Annotated in this window: 15 protein-coding genes; 1 reads left to right on the forward strand and 14 read right to left on the reverse strand. The window is 59.9% G+C overall.

The features are described 5' to 3' along the window. Positions 1-259: 259 nt before the first annotated feature. Positions 260-715, forward strand: coding sequence for an HNH endonuclease (locus tag Verru16B_RS19300; RefSeq protein ID WP_169829302.1), 456 nt, complete (start codon positions 260-262; stop codon positions 713-715). A gap of 731 nt (positions 716-1,446) precedes the next feature. Here the strand turns inward: Verru16B_RS19300 and Verru16B_RS15715 are convergent. From Verru16B_RS15715 to dpdG, 14 genes are all read right to left on the reverse strand, one after another. Continuing rightward, positions 1,447-3,096 (reverse strand): hypothetical protein, encoded by a 1,650-nt coding sequence (locus Verru16B_RS15715; protein ID WP_069963170.1) that lies wholly within the window; start codon positions 3,094-3,096, stop codon positions 1,447-1,449. Positions 3,097-3,447: 351 nt separating this feature from the next. Continuing rightward, entirely contained in the window at positions 3,448-4,227 is a 780-nt protein-coding gene (locus Verru16B_RS15725) for a hypothetical protein (protein ID WP_157772464.1), read from the reverse strand. Between the two features lie 571 nt (positions 4,228-4,798). Further along, complete coding sequence (locus tag Verru16B_RS15730; protein WP_157772465.1) at positions 4,799-6,292, reverse strand: AAA family ATPase; 1,494 nt, start codon at positions 6,290-6,292, stop codon at positions 4,799-4,801. 264 nt (positions 6,293-6,556) lie between these two features. Beyond that, positions 6,557-7,180 carry a hypothetical protein gene (locus Verru16B_RS15735; protein WP_069963174.1) on the reverse strand — a complete coding sequence of 208 codons (624 nt, stop codon included), beginning with the start codon at positions 7,178-7,180 and terminating at the stop codon, positions 6,557-6,559. Positions 7,181-7,573: 393 nt separating this feature from the next. Continuing rightward, positions 7,574-7,993: an MbcA/ParS/Xre antitoxin family protein gene (locus tag Verru16B_RS15740; RefSeq protein ID WP_157772466.1), complete on the reverse strand. Its 420-nt coding sequence runs from the start codon at positions 7,991-7,993 to the stop codon at positions 7,574-7,576. Positions 7,994-8,769: 776 nt separating this feature from the next. Next, positions 8,770-9,882, reverse strand: a complete 1,113-nt coding sequence (dbpB, locus tag Verru16B_RS15745) for a DGQHR domain-containing protein DpdB (protein WP_069963176.1) — start codon at positions 9,880-9,882, stop codon at positions 8,770-8,772. A 9-nt stretch (positions 9,883-9,891) separates the two neighbouring features. Then, the gene (gene dpdA, locus Verru16B_RS15750; protein ID WP_069963785.1) at positions 9,892-11,148 is read right to left on the reverse strand and encodes a tRNA-guanine transglycosylase DpdA; all 1,257 of its coding nucleotides are present in this window, start codon (positions 11,146-11,148) and stop codon (positions 9,892-9,894) included. A 19-nt stretch (positions 11,149-11,167) separates the two neighbouring features. Then, positions 11,168-12,340: a DGQHR domain-containing protein DpdB gene (gene dbpB / locus Verru16B_RS15755; protein ID WP_069963177.1), complete on the reverse strand. Its 1,173-nt coding sequence runs from the start codon at positions 12,338-12,340 to the stop codon at positions 11,168-11,170. Between the two features lie 2 nt (positions 12,341-12,342). After that, positions 12,343-13,272, reverse strand: a complete 930-nt coding sequence (locus tag Verru16B_RS15760; protein WP_157772467.1) for a hypothetical protein — start codon at positions 13,270-13,272, stop codon at positions 12,343-12,345. Between the two features lie 95 nt (positions 13,273-13,367). Next, the gene (gene dpdD / locus Verru16B_RS15765) at positions 13,368-15,626 is read right to left on the reverse strand and encodes a protein DpdD (RefSeq protein WP_069963179.1); all 2,259 of its coding nucleotides are present in this window, start codon (positions 15,624-15,626) and stop codon (positions 13,368-13,370) included. Next, entirely contained in the window at positions 15,623-20,752 is a 5,130-nt protein-coding gene (gene dpdJ, locus Verru16B_RS15770) for a protein DpdJ (RefSeq protein ID WP_069963180.1), read from the reverse strand. The genes dpdD and dpdJ overlap by 4 nt, the downstream gene beginning before the upstream one ends. Before the next feature lies 1 nt (position 20,753). Next, positions 20,754-21,491: a hypothetical protein gene (locus Verru16B_RS15775; RefSeq protein ID WP_069963181.1), complete on the reverse strand. Its 738-nt coding sequence runs from the start codon at positions 21,489-21,491 to the stop codon at positions 20,754-20,756. Next, positions 21,488-24,592: a protein DpdH gene (gene dpdH / locus Verru16B_RS15780; RefSeq protein ID WP_069963182.1), complete on the reverse strand. Its 3,105-nt coding sequence runs from the start codon at positions 24,590-24,592 to the stop codon at positions 21,488-21,490. The genes Verru16B_RS15775 and dpdH overlap by 4 nt, the downstream gene beginning before the upstream one ends. Positions 24,593-24,594: 2 nt before the next feature. Next, positions 24,595-25,509, reverse strand: coding sequence for a protein DpdG (dpdG, locus tag Verru16B_RS15785; RefSeq protein WP_069963183.1), 915 nt, complete (start codon positions 25,507-25,509; stop codon positions 24,595-24,597). Positions 25,510-25,531 lie beyond the last annotated feature (22 nt).

Genomic DNA, 25,531 nt, shown 5'->3' on the forward strand with positions numbered 1-25,531 from the left:
GTGTATTGATAGGGGCAAAGGGATCGATTCAAGCAAACGCAGGAGCCGTAGACATGAACGAGACGGGGCTCCTCGACCTTTCAGCAACCAACGGCGAGGCCGTGGTTTGGTTTCAAGAGAATGCGGAATTCTCCGTTGCCAATGACCGCATCAAGGTAAGCGCAGCCGTCTTCTCAGTGAGAAGTAGTAATCCCGAACTAGAGGTAATACACCAATGAAATACCCCAATAACGGCTCATCGCCCGTAGGGCCTACGGACATGGCTCGCTTCCCAGCATGGGTCTTTGGAGGTGGACCAACAATCTCCACCGCGTCTGATCATGCACAGAGCGGATGGCCTTCGATCTTCAAGCGGGATAGGTATCAATGCATTTATTGCTCCCGCGGTTTTTCGCATGATCTGCACGAGCTGCTCGGCTCAACAACAGATCATATTGTGCCACAAAGCCTGTTCGGGAACCCGCGAGAGGCAAACCACCCAAACAACTTGGCCGCATCCTGTGCGGTCTGCAATAACCTCAAGGGTAACTACCGGCCACCAGAGGGTGATCCGGCGTGGTCGACCCGGGGCTCGCTCGTCCAGAAAGCAAGGGAGCACATAGCGGCCGCGAGGGCCCGAAAACTCATCGTCTATCGCCGTCATTTGGCCGACGCGGATATGAAGCCGACTCCCGATTGTCATGCCATGGAATCGGTCTCCTCTGATGACAACTGATCAATCTTCATCATGCCAATAACAACCGCAGTAAAGAAAGGCAGCAGCGTCCACGTTTACGACGATAAGGGCCGACAAATCCTGACGCAATCCGTCGGCAGTAGCCCGAGTGACGGATTGATCGGCTACACGACCAATACTTTAAGCGTTCGCCGGGGTTCAGCAGTCATCACATACGACGCTAAAGGTCGTCAGCTAAGCTCCATCTCGACGTGTTAATCCTGGAGCGATTTTGGCCATTTACTTAAGAGGGCCCCCTTCCCTTCCAGTTCATCCCCCCTCGCCCGTATATCGGCGCCCGCGCCCGAACATTTCGCATCCGCCGGCGGCTTTACTCGGCTTGCATTATTGCCGCCCATAAACCGGGAGTACCCTACTGGGGATACTCCCGGCTGTTTCTATTCCAAGCCTGCTAGACCGGGGATACCCGGCTTAGGCGGCGTCGCTGGATCGCCGGCGGATCCACTCGATGAGAGCGGCCTCCGGGAAGCGAATGACTCGGGCATTCACGCGGACGTGAGGAACGCCCTCGCGATAGACCATATCCCAGAAGGAACCCCGGGCTTTATAGCCGAGGATTCCCATTACCTCATTCGATGACAGGAGGCGTAGTTGACCTGGCCTGCTGTTGATTGGCCCGCACCTAGTGGCGGGCACAGAACTAACTCTGATCATAAATAAAAAGCGGCCGGAGAGTTACCTCCGGCCGCATGTAGGACTATCGATATAGATCAGCGGCGAGGCTGCTGATCATTTCTGTCTCTTTTCTGTTCTTTTGCCCGGGACGTCGCCTGCGCCGTTGAGACAGCCTCGGAAAGAGCATGTCTAAGCTCTTCTACCATATTGGCATTGTCGGGATCTGAAATGATCCGCGATACCATCAGCATCAGCGCAGGAGCGATCCTCCATCCGCCGGTGCGATCAGGCACGACATATTCGGTCGCGAAACCGAGTTTTTCTGGAACCTCCTTTCGGTGGAAAAGGAGAGGTAGCATTTGGACGATACCTTGCAGAAGCTGGATGGCTTCCGTTGGCGTCAAATCACGCAACTCTCCTTCCAGCACGTCGATCCGGGCCTCAGCTTCTTCCAGTTTCTCGCAAATCGAGGAAATCTGGTCCAACTGAAGGTTACGCTCACGGAACGCCTGCGACGTTACCTCTGCGGTTGTATTCGCTTCGGACAGCGCCTCGGCAAGGTCAGTTGCGTGCTGCGCGTATTGAGGATTAGCGCAGAAAGCATCTGCGATTCGAACCAACTGGGGTGAGACTCGCCAGCCGCCGGTGACAACAGGCACAACATGATCTGCCGCATACAGCAGGTGAGCCGGCGGTACTTTGCGGGCAGACAGTTGCATGATTAGATCCGTGATGTCGTCCAGCAGCTTGATGGCTTGAGCCGGCGATTCGACAACCTGGAGCCCTTGGGGAGCCTTTAGGCGAGCATTCGCACGGTCTAGCTGGTCTCTCAGGTTGGCATTCGCCTCAATGAGGACATCCGGGCGGGTGGCCCGGACGACTTGCACGTGCTTGCGGTAGGCCTCTAGGGCCACTTCGTATGCAAGGGTAACCTTGGGGTCACGAGAGGCCCTGAAATAAGCCTCCAAGTGCCCGTCTAGCGTTTCATGAAGCCGCCAGTCGATCGGAACCGAGCCGAATTGGCGGAGCTTCCGTCGGATCGTATCGCGAATGTCGACCGCGTCGGATTCAGGCCAGAGCCCGAACTCAACGAGTCTCAGGGTCCCGATACGGCCCATGCCGAGGAAGTTCTTGGCCGGCTGGCCAAGTTGATTCCCCTCGTGCAGGAGATTATGCCTCTCATCAACCACACTGTAACAGAGGTGGATGTGTAGCATTGATTCCTCGGGGTGGACCGAGAATGCAAGAGGCTCGTAAGGCGTTTCCTGCACGAACACGGCCCGTAGATCTGAGATCAGGCCGTTGATCACTCTTGCGCTCGTTTTCCCTGCCGATTCCAGCGCAATTAGGGCGTGGGCATGGGCCGGGAACACAGTCAACGCCAACTGGCGCACGGGATCAACGTCACGGGGGCGGTAATAGTAACCGCCGCCACGGGCCGACTCCGGAGCGAGATAGTAACCACGCTCGTGCCGGCAGCGATTGAGGATATCCTCAAATTCCGGTCCGCGGATAGCCGCCCCGGTGCCGTTGAAGACAAGGCCACCGCCTAGGGAACTGAATTTCAGCTTCCCGGGCGGGGTAATGTCCGTGCCAATAAGGCCGTTGGAATGCTGCTTGAGCTGAAGCGCGTATTCTTTGTGAACTTCGTGAAGCACAGAGGTCGGGGAGAGATGCTCCACCGACTCTGGTTTACGCACGACGGCATAGATGTGGCCGCGGCGTTTGATGTATTTGTTTTTCATATGTTTTTTGGGGTTAAAACGCCGAAGCCCGCCGGGATATTTTCCGGCGGGCTTCGGCGTCTATTCTAAAACCGCTCGCTTAGAGGCGGCGGCTTTACTCGGCTTGCATTATTGCCGCCGAGAACTTGTTGAGGAGATTACCCCTTGGTATTCTCCTGGGCTTTGGGTGGTTGCGCTTTGGCACGGAGATATTTCCCGTGCACCCGGCGCATGAGCTGCGGAGTGAGCGCCTGACGGTGCTCCTCGACGACAGCGATGAGAAGGCCCTGATCTGCCGCCATGCATTGCTCGGCAAGGGCCTTCGTGTAGTCCGCCTCGGTGAGGAGGCGGACGACGGGAGGTGGCTGTGGATTAGGCATTGGCCACCTCCGGGAGCAGCGACTGCTTCAAGGATTCCCGCAGCGACTCAATGAAGCTGTTCGCATCAAAGGCGCGCTTGCCCTTGGTCCTGAGGATCCATTCCCCATCGACGCCAGTGGGCTGCAGGCCATGGCTCACCATCGACTCCCGATATTTGGGATGAGCGACGACGACAAGGATATCGCCTTGCCGCCGGACCTCGCAATCAGGGCCGTTGTAGAGGTAGGCGTTATCGATGCCATCCGGCTCAACAACATAGGTGAGGACCGGGATGGCCGGCGCCTCGGCTGGAGCGGGTGCGTCGGCCGGCTGCTTAACATCGGCGGGCAGTTCCTGACTGAGCCGGGAACGGGCCGCCGAGATCTGCTGCCGGTTGATGAGATCGAGAACCTCCGCAGCGAGTTGCTGGAGCTTGCTCTGCTTCGGCACCGGCGGTTGTTCGCCAAGGACGATGCGGACCGCCCGCTGGACCTGCTTCGCATCCGGCGCTCCAGGGCCGGAGGCGCTGACGGCGATACGCCAGGCCTCCAGCTTCTGCTCAGCGGTGGATAGCCGCTTGAGCGGCCGGAGCGAATCGAGACTGGCCGGTTGAACCGGTTCGTCTGCGATCGGCATCCAGCTAACAGCGGCCGCTGCCAAGCAATTGGCATAGACCTCGGAGATGTCGTAGTTGTCCTTCACGTAGACCTGGAAGGTCTGCTTCTTTTTAAGGAGCCGATGAAGCTTCGCCTGCTTCGTGAAGAGCAGGATGAGCCCGAGGATCAGGCCCATGGCGACAGCGTGAGCCGAGGTGGACACGTGCTGCGTGGCTATTTTGCTCGCGACCCGGAGGGCGGAGCGTCGAGTCGAGTCGTCCGCGGAAGCGAGGTCATCGACGTTGAGGCCGACTAGCGCCTTATGGGCGGCGGCCTTCTTCTTTAGTATATCCGCAATTGAAGCGGACGGGATGGGATTTGTCATTGGGATTCCCCCCAGAACAAATGCCAAGGCGCATAGTTGAATGCGCGAAGAGTGCTTAGTCCTTCAAGGACGCGGCACTCCCCAATGTCTTGGAATGATTGAGCGAGGGTTCGAAAAAACCATCGGTAGGCGACAGCGTGAGCGGCTCCCAAAGGGGGCGCGATCGATGGCATTTTTCCGAGTATTGGAAGCAAGTGGCGCCCGGAGGCGCCGGAAGCCACGCGCAGCAAAAGAGGCATCGAGGCGTTGCCGCCGCGGGCCTGGACGTGCCGGCGCCGTGGGGCGCATACGGCACGAGATCACGATGCCCCAAGGGGGTCATCTGGTGATCGTTTTAGGGAATCAGTCTACTGGTTCCCAAAGGAAGCTAGTCGAATGACAGCTAAGAGGTGGGCTGAAGGGAGGAGCCCGGAGGGCCTCCCTCATGCCCATCAGCTTTAGGGTTTCCGGCGGGGTTTACTAAACCTTCGGAAGTTACTGTATCTTTTGGTACTTTACTTGCAGGGGTTTTCCGCCGGCGCTTACTTGCCGAACGGTATTGCTGGCGACCGACAGCATCCCTGACGGTGGCTTCCGTGATCGGCATGTTCAGTTCGAGCTTATAGCACTTCTGCTTGCCCCTACCCCCTTTGGTGTGGATCGGCAGTGCGGCGATTAACCCATTCGTGGCGAGGCGCTCGAATAATAAGGTGATACGGTTCTCGGGCACCTCGGTGTCCTTCGTCCATCGCACGCCCTCCGCAACTGTTTCGGCGTTGTTTTTGATCCAAACCATAGCGTCTCCCTTGGATACACCTTCCGGTTTGGACCAAACTGCCTGGTCGGAAAGGAATGCAAACATCAGTGAGGCCAAGTAGCCCTCGAAGCGCTCCCCCAGGTCCGCTTTGCTTTCGGCCCAGAAAAGCAGCGAACCTTTGTCCCTCCACAATACGAGGTCATCCACGGCAACATCGCGGGCGCTCCCCGTGAGATTGTATTGGGAGTTATTCTTCCATAGCATCAACGCCAGATCGGCTTCAGAATGAATCGATCCAGCACCGCGCATCGATTCAGCTCCAGAAGGGCCATACGATTGTGGGCCCTCCTTTCGCATATGGTGAAGTATCACATGGGCCACTCGCTCTTCTTTCTCCCGGTCCTTAGGGGACGGACGCACACAGGCTGCGCGCACCGCCTGCATCACAGCCTTCATCTCAATGTTAGAATTTTCGTTGAGCTGATGCATCTGGATGAGGGTATCTATAATCACCAACTCCGGTTCAGCTGCTTTGATCAGGGCCTTTAGATCCTCAAAGTCGTCTTTCCGCTCAAACGTTTCCTCTGCGGCGGTCTTGGCCCGATTATTCGGCGATTGTACTACCACTTGGAGGGAGCGTCGAGGTTCCTTACCCCCGGTTGGTGGCGGCAATTCAAATACGTGAAAGAGTGGCAAGTCGTTCAATGCCGGATCAGCAGGCGTGCTCTTGCTAGGCATTGTGAAGCCGAGGCCCTCCAATTGTTTGCTCAGGCGGGCGCTCACGCTGCGTGTCCCCATTTCCCAAGACAAGTAAAGCACCTTACGGGGCGTTTTGACTTCAATTATATTTTCCGGCGGCTGACCTGTTACCGGGTCGATCTCTAATGCTGCTCCCTGCTGGAACATGAATCTCCTCTTCGTATGCTTCGGTTTACCGCCGAGAGCGACGAACAGCGCAAGCTGAAGGCCTAGCAGAGACTTTCCTGACTTAGGCGCACCGGCCAATAGGACTTGATCCCCAGGGCGGATGAGATTTTCGATGATCCACTCCTGGTCGTTCTCTTGTGAGACAAACAATAAGTCTGTAACTGGATAGGAATGACCGGGGGGATGTGAAACAGTAGGACTGGAACTCACCATTGTAGCCATTCGCCTACGTAACACCCTAATGTTCAGTCAAAAGAATTGGCTGAAATGACAAGGAATGCGCAGAAAACCTGAACAATTGTTCAGGTTTTGTGGCACTCCGGACTAGCTAATGGGCTCTCACGAACCTGCGCGCTGAAGGGCGATCAGGCCCCAGAAGTATCACGAATGCTACCATCCGGAAGGATCACCAGCGAGAGATTACACGCCTTGGCGATAGCTTGAACGGTGATTCGCTCTTCAATTAGTTCGGTTGTGTCAGTTGCCGAACAAGCCCCGGTAGAGCCGCTGCCAGCCGTACACTTCGACGATGTACTTGCGCGCCGCGATTTGCGTCTCAGGTGGGAGCTTTCTGAACGCGAGGAGTTGCTCGTTGTCCTGCCCGAGAACAATGTCGAGGCGGTCCTCAACGTAGAGCTGCATATAGCTGATGTAAGCGGGAGCTTTCTCTTCCGCGATTGCGAGTAGGCCGTCGACGACTTCCCGGTCCTGATCGCTCAAGTTTGGGAGTTTGCAGGTTGGCACCTTGGCGATTTTATCGGCGAAGATCTGGACTTGGTGGTGCAACTCTTCGGTTAGGGCCTGGCGAATTGTTCGGTCCCCGAGGTGTTTCAGTTCTATGAACTTTTTAGGGTCCTCGAATTTAAAGCGCTGGAGGACCGGCAAGTACTTAATAATTTCGTAGGCTTGCCAGTCGATGGATTGCGGGAGAACTACGGCCGAAAGACCATCTTCACCCGGCTCCTCTTTCAGCAGGATGTAACCGCTATTGCTCGAGTTTTGATTCCCGAGTTTCTCGATGGCGTCGGCAGTTTCTTGAACCCACTTGGAGTGAGGCTCCCATTTGTTTTCCCAAGCATCGGCGAGCGGTTTCTCGACCATGCCTAGGGTTAGTATTACCCAATGACTCATAGTTGTATTTGGTTTGGTGTTGAGATGCGCTGAGTTTTAGCAGCAGCATCCATGGATGGATCCGTGGCTTTTGAATTGGTTTGGCCACAGGTAAGACGGCCTCAGGCCGCCAAAAAGGCAGGCTGGATACCCAAAAGGGCGAAGCTACAACGTCTCTTGAAAAGAGAGCTAGGTGCCAGATCGGAACGCGCCAAAGGCGCGCCCGATCCGGCTTTCTCAGTCACAGGACAGAAGAAGAAGGATGGCGGCGTCATCACGAAGGGACCGATAATAGACACCGGTTGCACTTCTGAACGCGCAACGCACGGCCAGTGGATTGGGTGGTCTTACAGTGGCTATTTAGTGAACCTTCCATGAAAGCTGCTATTGAAAGTTTCCGTGCCCTACCCCGACCAGGTATGACTTCACCTCAGCGCGACCGACCTTGGTCTTAGCCAGCCGAGCAGGTATCCGTCCCCGAAGCGCAGAGCACGGGGTTTTCATCCACCATGCGGCGGATCTATCGTGGGGGAAAATGCTGCGCACCAGGTCCGGTAAGGTTTTTAAAAGGTCGGTATTGCGCACTACCACCTGGCGGACCGTGTCCAGGTCCATCATCTCTCCTTCGATGGCGGCCGACGCGACGACCGATTGAGCCATCAACCCAATGTGCATCTGCTCCGCTATCGATCGCCCGTAGAATCCGCGCACGATCCTGTCAGCAAGGCGCCTAGCTTTGGCCGGCGATGCAACAGGAAGTTGCTTGGCGAGCTTGCCTAATTGGACTGCGGTTTTTCTTTTCAAGGGCCCGAAATCTTGAAGGACCGAACATCGTCTTTCTTCAGGCTCAGTTGCCGTTGCGTGCCGATAAAAGCGGCTGATCCGGTGACATCACCGGTATCGCGTATGAAGACAAAAATCAGGAAGGCACCTGTGAGAATTAAGCCCATGAATCCGGCATAGCTTCGCGGCCGCCTCGGTCAAGGCCTTGTTGAACAGCAATACATCCGGAAAACCCTACTGATTAGGGTTTTCCAACGGCCGAAACCCTCCCGAGACGCTCAGAAAACCCACGTCTGGTTAGTTTCCCAAACTATTGAGGGTTTTGGCCCCAGGAAAACCCATTTTACTCCGGATCATCCGGGTTTTTAGCACATATTGTCCTATCCGAACTTCCGGAAAAAAGCTCATACAAGCAGGAAATTCCTTCCGGTAATTTCCGGGACGCCTCCTGCAAAACCAATTGATGCTAATTGGCAGGAACGGGCATCTGTGGAGTGCGACAAGACGGTCACTTTTCCCGCTCGCGGACCTGGCGAGGTGGGCAGAATCAGGGCAATGCCAAGCCTGATCAGAGGCGCGTGAGAACGTGCAGTGGCAGCGAAACGTATGCCTCGACGGGCACGCCTTACTCCCAGAAACTCGGACTGCTCCGAGAGTCCGCACATGAGACGCGGCTATTGTCCTTGGATATACCGGACCCAAACAATACGCCGGGGGTTGGCGCCAGCGGCGAGGTGTGCCTAGATGAGCGGCACCCGTCCCTCCTGGCCGCCGTCGCCCAGGGTAGTCCGTTAAACTCAACCTCGTGCCTTCCGGTAGGCGGCCAGCAGGTAGTTGGTCAAAAGCGCGATATCCCTCGGTGTGTTCTGAATATCATTCCACTTGCGACGAATGTCCGGCGCCAGTTCCCATTCGCCTTCCGTCCAGGCGCAGGCGCGCGCGATCTTATTCAGTTCACGACGGAACGCAGCTTGGCGGTCATTCTTGGAGTTGCCGACGGTGTGCGCAATTTCTTCCATCAGGTAGCCGATGGCCAGCATGCCGCAACCGTGCGTGAGACGGGATTTTTTCGGCGCCAATTTCCAGGCAGCATCGAACGTATCGGCCACGGCCGACCAATAGTCGAAAAGAAAGGCTAGCATCTCCTTCTCTGCTTTGGCCTCTGAGTTCAGCGTCGCGATCTCATACAAGGCCCCGTCGCGGAAACTGTGTTCAAGCATGCGCAGCACTGCTGAATATGAAATCACCCCACGTGGGCAGGTCGGCATCCGGATGCGACCCTTGAACGGGGAATCCGGATGGGCGTTCAACACGCCGGCGACTCGTGCCGGTTCCCGCTTGCTCATTAATTGTCGAGAAAGCACGCCCTCGGTGGCGGGTAGCAATTCGAAGATCAGGTCTTTCGGCAGTGGCTTCGCGGAGTTTACGCGCACAAAATGTTCTCGTTGCTCGCTCTCGCTAGCGGCAACGAAGCCGACGACGCAGATAGGGAAAGACTTAATATCCGCTTCGCGGATGGCGGCCGTGCGTTGCTGGCCGTCAACAATCCAACCCGGCCTCGGCAATTCCGGGTCTTCGGGCGTGGGGATTCGCAGAATACCAATGCGGCCCGGTCCGTCCTCACCTTTCAGGTCGAGCGCGCTGAACTTTACCGAACCGTTGAAGGCCACCACAATGGCGTTCGGAATCATTGGATTTTCGGCCGTTTCAAGATAGCCTCGGATTTCCTTGATGTGATTCAGGACTTCCGGTCGTTGATAACCAAACAGCGTCGTCTTGTCGTCCCGCCCCACCCTGGCGACCGTCGCGAAGTCGGCAATATGTTTGCCGTCTATGGCGAAGCAAAACAGCCGATGTTTCGGCTTTGTGCCCTGGGTGTATTCGATGGCAGGAACTTCTAGGTGACGCATGGTATAAAATTATTTCCGCAGTCCACGATCGGTGGCCAGCAGTTTGCGATAAAATGTGTCTAGATTGTGGAAACCGCGGCGACGATTTCGCTCCGCGCCCCGAAATACAATTACGTCATACCCGATTTTCTTGCAGATATCGCACGGGCAGGCTTCCCACGGACGGTTGGCGAGCGTATGTCGGTATTCTTGTTCGCGGGCTTTGATTTTCAGCGGGTTGCCCTGGATGTCCTCATCATACATCACCGTATAGTCCATGAGCAGTTTGAGCGTTTCGTCCAATGCCACTTCAGTCGATGCGTAGGCGCGTAGAGCGGCCAGCGAACTACGCTCGAGTTTGATGGCCGCCGTTTGATTCACCTCGCCGGCCAGGATCCGCGCCTTCAACTTCGCATTGGCGTCGACCTGAGGAATCCGCAGGGCGATAAAGTTCTCCTTGGAGGTCTGATAGTTATCCTTCGCGCTCTTGAATGCCTGAAGCAACGGCGCCGTACTGTCGAAACTCGCAGCACCATAGCGGGAGAAATCGAAAATCTTCTCGAGGCGGGTGACACCCAAAAGATGAAACTTCGTCGTATTTTTTCGAACTTCCGACACTCGCTCCATCACCTGCAGGATCTCGGTAGTCTTGAGCGGGACCAGGCCGCCCATGGCGATGTAGTCATAACCCATCTTCTGAAGTTTGGTGACCGAGTCGGCGTAAGAGTCAGGACTCCATCCTTGAGCCACTCCCATGGGTGAGAAGGAACATCCTTTGCTTCGTTTCCAAAACTGCGCGGCTAGGTCGAGGGTGAGTTCGCGACGACGGTGGGCTTCGGCCGCCGCTGGATCCTGCTTCCTCGCCTTGGGCTTGTCCCACTCCGAGCGAAAAGCCAAAATGACATGATCCACGGAGATGCCGTAGGTGAATCCACACTGGTCGTAAAAGTGGACGACCTCCTCCACGGTGTAGGGTGGTTCGGGGTCGTCGCGGTAGGAAAACGCACCGCAGTCACCGATCACCTTCATGTCTTTCGAACCCGCTGTTTCATCGAGGCGCAGAAACTTTCGCACGCCGAGGCGCAATAGCCGCTGCTGCTGTGCCAGCGTATAGCGGGTCTTAACAATCGCCTTCGAAACCAGCATGCCATCGTAAGGCGGACGCTTAAATAGTTCGTGGGCGTAGGCGTCTGTGCGCTGGCGCATCCGGTCGGTAGCCCGTTCCTCGCGAACAAAGTCGAAGTTCGGGTCCACCAAGTCTTGAGCGTCGGGAAGATAAAATTGCATACGCATGAGCTAATGTCTCTCAGTGACCGGACGTCCTCCGTTCCACATAGGTTCTCAAAAGAAAATTCGTCAGGCCCCGAACGTGTCGGGAGACGTTCTCGAGTTCATTCCATTGCAGGCCGAGTCCCTCCCAGTTGCCCTCTGTCCAACGGCAAAACGGCTGGATGACTTCGAGTTCCGCGACCACTTCGTCCACCGCATTACTCGCACGGAGATCAATTTGTGGCATGATGCGGTCCATCAATCGCGACATCGCCGTTAGACCGGCGCTGTGCATCAGTCGACTCTCGCACGGCGGGCGTCCCCATGCTTCCGGAAACACGCGTTTCACCGCCAACCAATAGGTCATGACCGTCAGCCAAATCCGGTCCACATCGGCATCGTTCGACGCGAGATTGCGGAAGACAAAAAGACAGCCGGAGGGCTGCACGAGGCTCTCGCGCAGGGCCTTGAGCAGCGGGCCGTCCGGAATCACACGGTGCTCTTTATCCGCCTCGCTCGTCGAGGCCCGCTTGATCAGACCAAAGAAAGGCGAATCCTTCTCGCTATTGAGGGAATTAAGCAGCGCGGACGGCAGACGACTGGCCGAGGTGTTGCCCGTGATCGGCGCCGATACTTCCGGCAGAAGTTCCGTGACCAATCCACGCGGCAGCGGCCTAGAATTGTTGATGCGAAGGAATTGATCGCGCTGGCGCTCGATATTGTCCGTTATGAAGGCACACACGGGGATTGGTAGTCCGGTTCGCTTGCTCTTAGAAACCGCGAGTGCCCGTTGTTGACCATCCACGATCCAACCCGGCTTCGTTTCTGCTGAATCTCCGGGAACCGGAATGAATAAGTCCCCCGCCTTCGATAGGCCGTCGGTCACGTTCGGCCCGCGACTGCCTACGAACCTCACCTTCGAACTAAACGCAACAATTACGGCGTGGGGAAACAAGACATCCGGACCATCAAGGTACTCCACGATGTCACGCACGTGGCGCTTTACCTCGGGTCGCTGGTAGCCGATTAGCTTACCCGCCTCGTCACGGGAAATGCGAGACACGTCGGCCACGGCAAGCAGTTCCTCGCCCGTAAGCGCAAACAGGTAGATATCGGAGTTTTCACTTTGCGCCAATTGCAGCACCCGCCGCTTGAGCGTAGTTTTTGGCTTCGATGGAGATTCCGGTTGCTCTGATTTGTTGCGCGCCATGGTTAGAGGTTATTTTTGACCGCCGTGTGCAGCTTGCGAAACCGAGTTTGTTCGCACGCAAAGCCCGCCCTCCGAAACCGCGCGAGCAAAGGCGAGGCCGTGAGGTCGGAGTTCTTTCGGAGTGCGGATTGAATAAAGCGACTCACCTGGTCGTCAGTTTTACCCGTCCGCACAGGAAACGGTCTGATGTGCGCGCGCAGAGGCTTAAGGGTTGCGGCTGCCAGCTCGACGTCTGCTGCCCGGCGATGTAGTTTTTTGGCGAGAAACAGGCCAGCTCGGGCTAATACGGTACCCCGGGTGCCGCCCAATGCCCGATAGAGGTCGCCGGAAACGTCCACGACCCTCGGCATCCGGCGAACAGCGGCGGAAGTTGGAGTAGCCAGCACAATTGTCCTAGCCAGGCCCTCCTCGTCGCGGAGCAAAGCATCGAGGTCGCCTAAAACAGCCGCCATGTAAGCGGCAGGCAGCGCTATAATATGAGTCGACTGGCGATACTTCTTTACCGTCGCGTGCAGGGATCGCGGCCCGGTCCACGGACCGGGCCATTGGTTGAGCAGGCTCCACCAGTCTCGGTTGCGCTGAACCGCTCCCCGAGGACCGCTGATCGCATTTGCAGCGCCAGGGGCAAAGGTGGCATCGTAGGCCGGCACCAAATTGTCGGGCGCGAGCAATCCGAGACCGGCGGAAACGATCCGGATTTCCACCCCTCCGCGCCGTAAAGCGGCGTGCTCGGTGCGTAGCTCTTTCCAGATGCCGCCGCCGTAAAGGTCGATTGCTCTCACCCAGGATTTAGAAGGGGTACCCTCGACCGCTTTCTGCCACCGGCCCATTACCTCCACCAGTGGATCCCCGTTCTTGGGCGCAGCGGCCGTCCCCAACGCCAAATGGCTGCCAGCAATTCCGCGTTTGGTCAGGGAACAGGAGAGATACACGAAAACTGCTGGTGAATCTTTGGGGGGCACACTGCAATTTCTTAGGCCATACTATTTGATGCAACTGTAATTTAGCCGGCGTTTCCCCTAAAATCTCAAGCCGTGCTTTCCAAGGCCTGCAAGAGCGCTGACACGATGCTGGAGGCGCCCCGCCCGGAAGGATAGATGAGGTCGGGCTTCGTCTCAGGCCGCCTCAGTTTAATATAATCGGTCGCCGCGTGTTTGGCGCTCTTTGCGACCACCAGGAAGTAGTCGGCCTCGCGGGCCAACGCCGCGAGACGGGGTCCGCCGACATGTTCGTGGTTAAGGCGCACGTCCACGCCGGGGAATTGTTGTTCGATGATCAATTTGGCGCGGGCCGCCGCTGAAACAGTCAAAGTGTAGATCCCGACGATCTTGTCCCGCATGCTCGGCAAGGCGCCGCCGGACACTGGGTCTCCCGCCGAGGACGGGGGTGCCGGGAGCGCCGCGAAATCGTCCAAGTGTCCGAGGTCCGCACAAAGCAGGCGGAAGAGTTCGCGCTGGGCCGGGGAAACGCGCCGGGCGGAAGTAGCGAACGTCCGTTGGACACTGTGGAAAAATGCTTCCCGGGCAGTGGCATCGAGCACAGCCGCACTGGCCAAGGCATCCAGGTGGTCGAGTGCCCAATCCAATCGGGCCGGTTCCCCGCGCGTATCCCAAATGGTGCGGAGCATCTCGACGGTTTCGGCATAGGTCGCGGCCGTGGGGCCCGCTTCGAAGATAGCCGCCGTCAGCGCTTGGGTCAGGGCCCAATCGGCACCGCCAAACTGCTTGTCCACCGCGAGCATGAAGAGCACGCATTCCCAGAGGGGAGCGTGCGTGGGGGTCGGCTCGTCGGCGCGGAGGAAGAACGCAGCGATGCTGGGCAAGGCCAGGCGGACATTCGCGGGACTGGCCGCCGATATGGCCTGCAAGCGGGACGCCAGGGTGACGATCCGGGCGGGGTCGTCGCGATAATCCTCGAATCGCCAGTCCGCGGCGCCAGTTCGCGCGGTTTCCACCGCCTGGCTCCATGCCGGATCAGCCTCCAGCTTTTCCAACCACTCTTCCCAGTTGCGGACCAACTGGCCTCCCGTCACGGCCTTGGTCAGGTGCTCGTGCTGCCGGAAATATCTCCGCTGGCGCAGAATTCGTTCCTGGTCGGCCGCCGAGAGCGAGTTAAAGACCACGAGGGCGGTCTGCGCGGACTCCGGCGTATCGAGTTCGGACGCACAATCAAAGTAGGTTTGCACCACCTCAACCGACGGGGACAGCCGAACGAGATGGAGCCAGGCGGTGTCGTAATCCTCCGCCAACAGAATGCGTTTCGCATCGGCCAGGGAGGCTTCCCCGGTGGCCGGCACTGCGGTGACCGTGGCCACGATGCGATCGGCAAAGGCTCGTTCCCTGGTTCCCGCCGGCAAGGCGGCCAGCAACGAGGGCAGTTGCTCGTGACGCGGCGGGATCGCAGCCGCGGCGGCTACCACGAAGGCCAGCACCACGTTGGGCGCTGTCAGGCCGGCCCGAGTGCGGAAGAGCGGTTCGTGCCGCTTGATGAAATCATTCCGCATGTGGGCGAGCGCCGCGTCCGGTTGGTCGGCGTCAAGGTAGCGGAGAAATTCGGAGCGCCAGAGCGCCTCGACCAGCCAAGCGGTGATCCGCCGGGGGCGGCGGATCGTAATGAGCAGCGACAACTGCGGATGCAGGGCCAGTTGATCCCAATACCCCAGCGAACCGAGGCGCTCGATTTCCAGGAAGCGCAGGTTTTCCGCGCTGAGGCGTCCCGATTGGCGAATGGCCTGCAACCATTGCTCGGAACCGGGGGCGTCGTGGGCGGCCAAGGCACCTGTAAATTCACGAAGCAAGGCGTCGGAGGTTCGAAAGGCACCCGTGCCCAGATCGGGTCGCATCCGCCAGATCTGCCGGAGTCGATCAAGGGCGGCGCGAACTGCGGTCCTGGAACCCGGCAAGACACTGAACCGAAAGACGAATTCCCCGCCGGCCCACCGGGTGGCCGCTCGCATCAGTCGGTCGGTGGGGTCGGAAACCGCGCGGTGCCCGGTGAAATCCGTGCCGGCCATGCCGACGAAGGCGTTCATTTCCCGACGCAGTTGCTCCGTTTGGCTCGAACTGAAAGCAATCGCGATCCAGCAGGGCTCCCCGATCGAAACCGGGCAGGCGGGCAGCACCAAGGGGTATCGCTTCGGTGGCGGACTGGTCTCCAACCAGTCCCGGACATCTTGCAGCAGGAGGCTGGTGCCAGTATCGACGTCTGCCCAGGTGATCGCCTGGCCGGCATCATAGAATGCCCGTAAGGCCTGCAGGTCTTCCTCACTCCATTGGGCCAGGTTCATTTGTAATGACCGTGCATGTTGAGCCGAAACAGGCCGATGCGGGTCGGTTCAGTTTCCAGCTGGACTGTTTCCTCGAGCACTTCGACGCCACTGCGGGTGAAGTTCATCGAACCATTCAGCGCGAAGGTGGTGGCGATCAGTCCCTTCGTGTGCAGTTCGGCGCGCGAACTATCGATCGCGAGGCGGTCGGCGCATCCTTCCAACTCGGCGAGGTTCTGCAGCCGACTGCAGAACCGCTGGTTGTGCTCCACCGGTCGCGTGACGACGAAAATGCGCAAGGCGGGGTTCTTGAGCAGGGCAAAGACGAGGAGTTCGGCCAGGGAAAGGAAACGCTTGGGCCAGGCCGGCTCCAGCCCGGCGTAGCCACCGGACCGGTTGTCGAGCAGGGCGAGATCCGAAATCCACGGGGAAACGAGCCAGAGTTCATCGCCCGGCGCGAGTAATTCCACGGCGACCAGGCTCTCCAGCAGATCGCGAATCTCTTCCCGCTCGCCCCGGGCGGTTTTTACGATCAGCCGGGCGGTCGAGACCGGCAAAGGCTCGTCGTCCGGACTCACCTGCCCTGCCGTCACAAGTTCGAGCATCACCGCGAGGCCGGTGCCCGTTCGCTCGATTCCGCGCAGGCGCGGATATACCAGCAGCGAACCGATATCGAGAGGGTTGGCCAATAGGCCGACGAGCGCCGAGCGCAAAGCCGCGAGGTCGGCCCGGTCGGCAGTCAATGCGATCCGACCATTTTCAATGAGCTGGTTCTCGCAGAGACGGCGCCAATCAGCGCTGCCGAAATGGACGCGCGGTTCTCGCGCCCCCAATAGGTCAAGCAGCAGCCAGCGCTCCGGGAGGGGCAAAGACGCGTAGGGACTCCATAGGCCCAGACCCTGGTTGCGGGCATGCGACCCGCGGGCCCACGCGATGCTGCCGAGGGCGTTGAAACGCCAGATCCGCCGGTCCTGGTCCGGGCCGATCGGCAAGGCCCCGTTGTTCAGGGCGGTGTCCAATTCCTCCGCGTGGCTCAAAGCATAGACCAACGAGCGCTGGTCGATCTCCAGGCCCAGGCGGGCCTCTTCCCTGCTCCATCGGTCGGCCAAGCCGAGTGCCACCTGGTCGGTGAGTTCATTGCTGCCCGGCCTGAGCACGCGGGCGGACAAACCGGCCAACACGCCGTGCGTGGTTCGGATACCGCGCTCGTTCAAGAGCGCGCGGAAAGCCTGAAACCGGAGGGTCAGTTCCGCCAAGGTCGGTGCGTCCCGAATAGCGTGCATGGCCTGGGCAAACGGCGGTTCACTGGCCGCCAGTCGAAGGATGCGCTGCAATTCGGAGTCCGTGATTTCAAAGTCGGATTCACCGAGCGCGGCATGCAGCAGGTCCAGAAACCGCCGGGGGGATTCAGCGAGCGCAGGGAGCAGTCGCTCGACGACACCCCCGCCGCCCGGGGCATCCTCCGTCACCCAAATCGTGGCGAGGTCCTCGCGGTCGGTCTCCAAATCGATGAGGAGGTCGCTGGCGTCGACTTCCGGGCAACTCTGCTGCACGGCGTCGCGAAACGCGGCGGCAAACGTGGCCACATACCTTTCCCGCAACCAAGGATGCCAACTGGGGTCGGGCGCACTCCAGAGCGCCGGCACCAACCGATCGAGGATCGCCAGGATCGCCGCATCCGCGATCATTTGGCGCAACTCTTGCAGGCGGGCCTGCTCCACCCGCGCCGTGGGATCATCTTCCTCGGTCGGCAGGGTCTGGAACATCACATCCAAGACCGTGGAGAGATCGAGGTTGCCGGCGCCGCCGCGAATCGCTGCCCAGGCGGCCGCCAGGTCGCATTGGTCACGAACCGCGATGGCGCTGATGGCCGAAATCGCGATCTCGGCCAGCCAGTTGCGTTCGAATTGGTTGAGTTGCCCGTCAAAGCGAGGTTCGTTGAGTAACAGCCAGCGGAAACGTGCGACCCGGAGTGCGGGCAGTTTCCCCGGATAACCACTATCTCCCTCCAGCTTCCAGTTGGCGGGAATACGGAGCCGGATGCGAATGGCATCCACATCGAAGCAGAATCCCAGGGCCGCCAGTTCGGTCTGGTCGCCGTTGCGCAGTACGAACCTGCTCGCGAGTTCCGCCGTTACCCCGCCCGCGGCATTGATCGTGGCGTGCGCACCGGTCGCGAAACGCCAAGCCGAAATCGGCTGATAGTGGCGGTGGGTGAAAAACCGGATTTCGTCGACCACGTCGTCCCAGGGCGAAGGCGCAGGCAGATCCAGGCGCATGCCGACTGCGGCATCGTCGGGCGGGAAAAAACGGGTGTGCCATTCGAGGAACGCATTGGAGGAGTCCTTGACGCGGTCCCGGGGCGCGTCGGATCGGACGTGGAGCACGAACGGCCGGAGGATGCGAACCGGGGCGTCCTGGCTGCCGGAATGGACGATCTGCACGCCGAGATCGTCGCGCTCCTGCTGGGCGCAGAAGGAATTCACGTCGATCTCTTGTGGACCGACGGCGGTGAGATCGACGGGGAGCCAGTGACGCGACATGCCGTGCGTGATCCCGAATCGACGGGAAATGCGGCCCGGCGCGAACTCGCGCAGCGCGCCGGCGATGGCCATCGGGTGTTCGCGCTCCGGGCGACCGGGACCGGGCGAAGCCATGACGATCACTTCCGGCAGGTTGAGTTCGCTGAACAGCGTGCCAGGGATGAATTCGGGCAACGGGTGATTGGATCGATAATACTCGGTCCCCTCTTCGGCTCCCCGCTGCCACTGCGTGCGCAAGCGCCGGTGCCAAGTGGGCAAGACCTCGGTCATCAAAGCCCGCGGGGCCTCCCATAACAGGGCCTGGACCTCGCTGGCATTCTGCAGACCAAGGGCGCGGCGCAGCCAATCCGTCAGGTGGTCGAGATCATCGCCACCCTGCAGGACCCGCTCGAGGATCGCGGCCGCGGCATTGTGGCGCGCGCGGGCGGATTCGACCCAGGTTCCCGAATGCGACGTGGCCGGGGCACTGGCGTCCCGCCAGACATGGCCGCCTTGTGAACGCAACTGGTGCGACATCCAGTCGAGCACCGTGCAGGCGGCCTGCATCTTGAGCACGTGCCGGTTGCCCAGGGGCAAGTCGCCCGGTCGCAATTCGGGGTCGAACAATAGGTCGTAAGCCTGGTAAGCCAGCCGGTCTCGGCCAAAATCGGAAAGCACGATGGCCGTCCACGGACGCATCTCGCGGGGTCGGCCGGCCCGGCCCTTGCGCTGCAGGAAGGCGGCGGGGTCGCGGGGAGCCTTATGCTGTAGGACGGCCCCCACCCCGGGATCATTGAAGCCGACCTCGAGTGAGGCGGTCGCGACAATGATTTCCGCGTCACTATCAACTCCTTCGTCCTGCGAACTTACCCGCCCTAAATGGACATAGCTCTGGGGACGCAAGGCATGGCCAAGGTCTTCCGAGAGCCGCCAGGATTGGCCGAAGGAAAAGCGACGGTCGTCTTCCATCCCGGTGGTCGCACGGAGGTTAGCGAGCGATCCGCCCGGTTTCGTGGGATCCGGCCGGCCATAGGCATCCTGGCCTTCCGCATCCAGCAGCGTGAAATACATGCGGTTCTTGACGTCGAGGTCGTCCGTAAAGAGGAAAACCTTGCGGCCAAACGTGCCGGTCGACGGCAGACCGGAATTCAGATCGAGTATGCGGCGCAAGAGCATCGCGGTCTGAATCGTCGTGGAAAGCAGGCTGGCGCCCGACACGGGGTCGCCCCGAAGGGCCACCATGTATTCCATGCCTTCCTTGGTCATTTCGGCGGTTTCCGGCGAAACTTCCTCCACGTTGTCCGCCGACAAACCGGTCAATTGCGCAAAGAAACTCGCCGCCTCCATCAGGGTGGCGGACAACCCGGCGTAATGGCACTTGGCATGGCTCAGGTAGCGCCAGCGGCGCAACAAATACGCGGCCTGTGCCCCATGGACTCCGCGATAGGTATGGGCCTCGTCTAATAAAACCAGAGAAGGTTTGCGCCCGATGGGTGTGCCGACGCCGAAGAGATGACAGGAGCGCGCATCGGTGAGTCGCTGGTTCATCATCTCGGTCGTGGTGAACAGCACGTCGGGAGGCGTGCGGAGCATGCGCGTCCGGGTCAGCATGATCTCGTCCGCCTCGATCGGCACCGCACATGAGTCGCAGACCAGGCGTTCAACGTCGCGGGCCCGATCCTCGTTCCGCCAGATCATGGCACCGCCGCAATCAGGCTGCGGACACACGAGGAATGGGCAAACCCGACCTTCGGTTCGTTCAGCCCAGAAATTCTTGTTTTCGGGATCCTCGGTGTCCCGGCCCTTGTTGGGGGTCGGGCCGAAATAGGCGGCTACGCAGATCGGGCGTCGGCCGGCGGCCGTTAATACCGCCTTCAAACGCTTCGTTTGGCGGAAGACCTCCGTGAACTGGTCCTTGAGCAATTCATTGCGGGGATAAAGAGCAATTGCCCGCACAAAGTTGGCGCTGTCCCGCTCCACCGACCCGACCAAATGGCCCAAAGCGGGAACATAGAACGCCAGGGTTTTGCCACTGCCGGTGCCCGCACAAATCATCGTGCCGGTGGGCCGGCCCGTGCCAGCTTCGCCGAGGATGCGAGTGGCGGCCCGGTCCTGGAATCCGGCCAAGGGATTGGGCCGTGGAGTCGAGAGGCCCAGCATGGCGCCTAAAGCCGATTGCTGCAGGGGCGACAAACGGATGCCCGCGATCCAACGATTCAGGCAATCGGCGGAAGGAAGATCCCGGCGCGGATATTCGCGGGGGCGAAGGACAAACCGGAAGTCGGAAACCAACGTGGGGCTCAAGGCCCAGTCCCCGGCGCGACGCAGGTGGCGGGGGAACATCTGCCGCAGGCGGGCGAGTAGCCGAAGTGACTCGGCCATCCGGCTCCGATACCGGTAGCTGCCGCCCTCATCCCAGCGGAAGAGCAAACCCCGGCTGACCAGCGCCTCGAGGAAGAGATAGGGATTGCTGAATTCGGCGGCTGAGTCGTTGGCCGCGAGGAAGTCCTCCGCGAGTTGGTGCAGTTCCGCCTCGGCCAGGGCGCCATCCACGAGGCCCCAGGACAGCAGTGCCGCTTCCTGCCGTTCAATTCGTCCGAGAAAGTCGACCAGCAGCGTGCTCATCTTAAACGCGGGGACGGGTGCCCGTGGTGATGCGCAGGTTGCCGGTCAACTTCTTGTCCTTCAACCATTCGAGCACCTCGTCGGAGAGTTCGGCCAGGGAGACGCCCGACTGGCTGGCCCGCTTGAGGAATTGCTCGACCGATTTAGGCACGTCGCCCAGGTCGAGCTTGGCAATCAAGCTGATAATCCTGGCTTCGGCTTTCTTGATCTTGGCGAAGTCGGCTTCTGAGCGGGGCAATTCCGCCAGGGCTTGATTGAGTTCCACGGCCACCCGCTCGATTTCCGCGAGCACCTCGGCACAGCTTTCCATCTGCTTGAAAGGCGCGAAGGGCTCGGTCTTTTGGGTGCGCTCACGAATGTATTGGGCCCAGATCGCCCGGAACTTCGTATCCAGGATGTCGCCCAGTTCACCGGCCTCCTTGTCACAACTGGCCCAGGTGTTCTGGGCCATCAACTGGCTGCGACTCTCGCTGAGTCGCTTGCGCAGGATCCCAACCTTCTTGCGTAACCCGGATACCTTGCCGCGCGGGAGAAAGTCCTTGGGCACTAATTCATGGTTTTCCAGGAGTTCGCCGGTGTCCAACAGGTCCTTCGTCCGTTCGAAATGCTGCTGCAGGGACGCATGCACCCCTTTGAAATGTTGCAGGAGTTCCTTATTTTTCTCCGCCGCGCCGATCTGCACGAGTTTAACCTGCAGGTCGGTCGCCTGGGCCAACAGGGTGGGTTTGGCGGTGCTCATGGGGTCCCCTCCTCGGCCTTCGCCCAGAGTTCGTCGTAATCCTTGAACAACCCATCGAGTTTCTCGGCGACATCATCGAGGCTCGCTGGAGTATCCTCCAAGCGCCCGTTCACCTCGCTCGTTGTATCCTTCAGGAACCGCCGGCAGTCCTCGACCAGGAGGCGCACTTTCTCGATCGTTTTCTCGTCGCTTTGGGCGATCGCCGACAGCACAACGCCGAGGCTGGCGTCCGCTTCGGTCGCCTTGGCAGCCTGGAGCAGGTTGTCCTTGATCGGCCCCATCTCGCGCAACCTGACGCGCAAGGACTCATGGCTGGGCTCCTTCGGCCGGAATACGCCCTCGTCATTGGCGGCCTTGATGATCTCCCGGAGTTGTTCGCCCACTTGCAGGGGTTCGAAATTCTCGCCGAAGGCACCGATGACCAGTTCGCGCCACTCGAGCAGCCAGCGTTTGCGCTGCTCCGCCAGGGTCTTGATTTTTTTGAGCTCCCGGAGGTGCTCGACGATGGACGAACTCTGGTCGCGGAATAATTTGAGGTCGGCTTCCTCGCCGAGTTGCCAGTCGGATTTCCGGAGTTGGACGATTGCCTGCGTGAGTCGGACCGCGTTGACTGCGTGCGCATCCTGTCCGCCGCCCTGCCGTGCGCCCACCAACTTGAGCAGGAGGGTTTGCATATCCGTACGGGTTTGGTTGGCGACCGACCGCAGGTTGGTCCAGCCGTCCGGCAGGGTGCTGGGCTGGAAGGCTTCCACCGGGGCAAAAATGGCCGCGAGGTTTTCCGCGTCGGTATTGGCGGAAGCACCGCGCAGGTTGAGCACCCGCGCGCCGAGCAGCAATGCTTGCGCCAGGGGCACAGCGGCCTCGGGCTTAATTTCGGAACCGTTCCGGCGGTAAAAGGCGGCGGCCTGTGTTGCTAGGTGTTCGACAAAATTGGCGTAGATGGCCTCGTCCTGCTCGCCGCCGGCATAGCCCCACGACTTCTGGGTGTGATAACGCGCCACGGCGCGCATCGCGCCGAAAAATTGCAGTGAGCGGTCCCCGTCTTTCAGGTCCGCTTCGGTCGCCGCGACGGCCAGCGCTTCTTCGAGCACGGGATTGGACTGCTGGGCACCGGGAAGATAGATCCGCTTGTTCCGAACCGTGACGCGGCGAAGCAACAAGGCCTCCCAATCGAGCCATTCGTGGATCGCGTCATCAAGGAACGAACGCAATCGGTTCGCGTCGCCTTGGCCGATCCGACCGGTGGTGCGCCACTCATCCAGCACAGTTCGCCAGGGTCCCTCCGGATCACCCTCCGGTTCCGCGGTGGGGCGTTGGGTGGGCGGAGTCGGCCCTGAGTCGATCGGCCGTCGTTCCGCTTTGGCGTCCCAGTTAACGGACGGCAACCCGAAGCTCGGGAGAATAAAGGGGGACATCGCGGCCGCCTGGCCCACGTTGCGGGGATCCCCGCCCCAGAAATGAGCCACCACCGCGACGCGCCCGGCCGAAGCACCGGCCTTCGCCTTAATGGCCCTGCCGACATCGACGGCCAGGTGATTCTCGGAAAACTGGTGGAGGCCCGGCGGCGGGAATTCCCCGCGGGCGAAGGACTCGCGGTAAGGAATCAGCGTCTCCCGGAGCAATTGGTTGATGAGCAGGCGGGGCTCATACTTGAACGTATCGCCCGCGCGCAGGAATTTGCGGGCCAGTTGGTGCACCGCATCCCGGTTGAACGGGAACAACAGCCAGTCGCCCCGCGTGGATTTGCCAAAGGCCTCGATGACTTTCCGTTTGTCCTCAGTGAGCATCGCGTTGTGCTCGTCGTAGAAATTGGGGATCCACTCGGCTTTCCGTTTTTCGTCGGCGCCGGCCGAGGTGTAGGCCTTGCGGAGTTTATCCGCGCCCCAACGGGCGGCGTTGAGATAGCCCCCGACGAAATCGGTAAAGCAATTGACCGCTTCGGTTTCGTTCTGGAAGGGTTTGTGTTCGATCTCCCAGGTGGCCTTCGCCCGGGTCATGACACTCTCGGGCAAACGACCTTCCGTCACGGCCAAGGCGGTGCGCATTGTGCACAACTCCTGCTTACCGTCGTGCTTACCCTCCTTGATCATCGCATCGAGCAAATGCCCTTGGATGCCGGCCAGGACCGCGAAATCTTCCACCAAGAGGACAAGTTCGCGATCCGCCTTGAAGAGTTTGCGCCGGATTTCCTCGAAGAGTTCCGACAAGGACACGCCCCGGAAATCAACCAATTGGGCCACCGCGCGATCGACGACTTCGTTCAGGAAGCCGACGGCGGCCGCCAGTTGCTTGGGCTGCTTGAGCACGCCCAGGTAAACGCGGGTCACCTTGGCGGTTTGGGTTTCGAGCAGAACCGGCGCGAGATCCGACTCGAAGAACTGGTTTTGGGGGCCCTGGTCATGGTCCCGACTGCCGTGCAGGCAGCGGTCGGCGATGCGGGTGAGCACGCCCTTGGTCTTGCCGTCCTGCGCGGCGAAATGCGCCCCCAGTTGCGGGTCCTGCAACAAGGCGATCAACCCCTGGTCCGAGCAATGCGCGATCCGCCAATCATCGTCTCGCAGGGGGCGCTTGTCCCGGCGGCGTTGCTCGGCCTCCTGGCCGGCCAGTTTCAGCGAAACCAGCAAATTTGCCTGGAGGAGCCGGGTCGCTTCCAGCAGCGAAGGCGGGAGTTGCGCTTCCGCGAGTTTGAGGCGTAATGCGCCGTATTCCTTGTCGGGCAGTTCCTCGAGAATCAGGTCGAGGACCCGGCGCAAGCTGGCGCTCTTGGGGATCCGGACCACATGGCGCGTAGCATGGTCGCTGCGCAGGCGGAGATTCGCGTGCAGCCACCGGATCAGGTGGGATTTGCCGACGCCCGAGCCGCCGATGACCGGCAGGATCAAGGTCTCGCTCTGGGGATTGGGGGTGAGGAACGCCTTGAGGACGTCGCTTTCGTTGCGCACTTCGCCGGCCGTATTCACGCCATGCAGTTTCCAGAGGATCCGCATGGGCTGATGCACTGCGAGGAAGACGGCGTCCTCCGCTACCTCCGCCTCGGTAAAGAGGCAGTCCCGACAGTTTTCCACCGTGGGCCAGAAATCCTTGAGGTCCAATTTAGCCATGGCTAGGCATACCTCCTATCCTTGGGGTGATAGCTAAAATGGGAGAAGTGCTGCAGCGCTGCCCCATTCCGACCCGTGAGCAATACTCGGGTATCCTCAGGAGCATCGGCTTTCGGCACGGCCTTCAGCGTGCCTTCCTCGATCAACCGCAAGAGCGCCCGGGTCAGGCTCGTGGACAACTGGTTGTTCGGCGGGGCGACCCAGGCGTCGGGCCCGGTCTGCTCCCGGAGGCGCGATTCGATTTCCACGCGGTAGGCACCTCCGTCGAGGACCGGGATGGCTTCCGCCAAGGCGGCGACCAGTTCCCGGCCCGTCAGGGTTGAACCCGACCGGGGGAATACTTCCGGCAAAGATTCCCGGATCGCCACGGTGGGATCCACCACCAGCACCTTGCCGGGATACGAGCCGTTCCAGGCGAACCCAAACCAGACGGTCCAGGCTTTGAGGGGCGCCCACCGCTCCCTGTTGGTGATAAAGCGAAGGTTTTGCTGGTCATCGCCCAGCAGGTCCGCCGGCAACTGTTGCATCAGCATTTTTTCCACCTCTTCCCAACCAACAAAGGACATTGAGTAGATATCCTGGGCTAGCAGCCAGCAGACGGCCCGGGTGAAATCAGCCGCTTTCGCTTTCTCGGTGGCGAAGAGATGCTTGTTGTTCTCCGCCCGAAGCACCAGACGGCGGGTCAAGGTGGCCAACTGCTCGATATTCTTTTCATCCCGACGGACATCGGGATGGATCGAAATATCCTTGGCGGCGTCCTCTTGGAACAAGCCGAACTCAATCCATGTATTGAGCGTCTGGGTCACCTGCTTGGGGTCAACGGCGCCGGCGGGCGCACAGAGGCCGAGCACCCTTTCTCGCGCGACGGTTTTCTCGGCCAACAGGAGTTCGTACAGCACGATCAATACGCTGTGCATCCCATCCGAAGGCCGGTTAAGT

This window comes from Lacunisphaera limnophila, from assembly GCF_001746835.1.
Classification (GTDB): Bacteria; Verrucomicrobiota; Verrucomicrobiia; order Opitutales; family Opitutaceae; genus Lacunisphaera; species Lacunisphaera limnophila.

Coding starts and splice junctions, on each gene's coding strand:
- Verru16B_RS19300 (WP_169829302.1), top strand. CDS start 260: ATGGCTCGCTTCCCAGCATGGGTCTTTGGAGGTGGACCAACAATCTCC.
- Verru16B_RS15715 (WP_069963170.1), bottom strand. CDS start 3,096: ATGAAAAACAAATACATCAAACGCCGCGGCCACATCTATGCCGTCGTG.
- Verru16B_RS15725 (WP_157772464.1), bottom strand. CDS start 4,227: ATGGGCCTGATCCTCGGGCTCATCCTGCTCTTCACGAAGCAGGCGAAG.
- Verru16B_RS15730 (WP_157772465.1), bottom strand. CDS start 6,292: ATGGTGAGTTCCAGTCCTACTGTTTCACATCCCCCCGGTCATTCCTAT.
- Verru16B_RS15735 (WP_069963174.1), bottom strand. CDS start 7,180: ATGGTCGAGAAACCGCTCGCCGATGCTTGGGAAAACAAATGGGAGCCT.
- dbpB (WP_069963176.1), bottom strand. CDS start 9,882: ATGCGTCACCTAGAAGTTCCTGCCATCGAATACACCCAGGGCACAAAG.
- dpdA (WP_069963785.1), bottom strand. CDS start 11,148: ATGCAATTTTATCTTCCCGACGCTCAAGACTTGGTGGACCCGAACTTC.
- dbpB (WP_069963177.1), bottom strand. CDS start 12,340: ATGGCGCGCAACAAATCAGAGCAACCGGAATCTCCATCGAAGCCAAAA.
- dpdD (WP_069963179.1), bottom strand. CDS start 15,626: ATGAACCTGGCCCAATGGAGTGAGGAAGACCTGCAGGCCTTACGGGCA.
- dpdJ (WP_069963180.1), bottom strand. CDS start 20,752: ATGAGCACGCTGCTGGTCGACTTTCTCGGACGAATTGAACGGCAGGAA.
- Verru16B_RS15775 (WP_069963181.1), bottom strand. CDS start 21,491: ATGAGCACCGCCAAACCCACCCTGTTGGCCCAGGCGACCGACCTGCAG.
- dpdH (WP_069963182.1), bottom strand. CDS start 24,592: ATGGCTAAATTGGACCTCAAGGATTTCTGGCCCACGGTGGAAAACTGT.
- dpdG (WP_069963183.1), bottom strand. CDS start 25,509: ATGCACAGCGTATTGATCGTGCTGTACGAACTCCTGTTGGCCGAGAAA.